The organism is Lactiplantibacillus garii (assembly GCF_003885105.1).
Taxonomy (GTDB): Bacteria; Bacillota; Bacilli; order Lactobacillales; family Lactobacillaceae; genus Lactiplantibacillus; species Lactiplantibacillus garii.
The window spans coordinates 1-282 of sequence record NZ_QWZQ01000155.1 but is presented as its reverse complement, the minus strand read 5'-3'; the positions used below and the strand labels follow the sequence as shown (position 1 = coordinate 282).

General features: G+C 37.9%; 1 protein-coding gene. It reads left to right on the top strand.

Annotation, left to right across the window (positions count from 1 at the left end; all coding sequences use genetic code 11):
• The coding region (locus D1831_RS14330; protein WP_158610686.1) for a DUF3427 domain-containing protein at positions 1 to 282 on the top strand (282 nt) is incomplete at both ends.

Sequence of the window (282 nt, the reverse complement as noted above, 5' to 3'; positions counted from 1 at the left end):
ACATAATACGTTCTGTTGAACGCGTTTTATCACTGGAATTTTTTGTGACCAATAGTCAGAAAAAATATGGTAATACTCCGATCGTGACGCTTTCTCAGAACACTTATCGACTTAATTCAGAAATTCAGAATCAGCTAATAGAGCAACCCTTATTTAGAAAATTGATGGAAGATGCAGTTCGAGCTGGAATCATGCGTGCCAGTCGGTACCAAATCAATCGGCAATTTACGTTGTATCAGCGATATACCAGAAAAGATGTTTGGTCCCCTGTCAATAAAATAG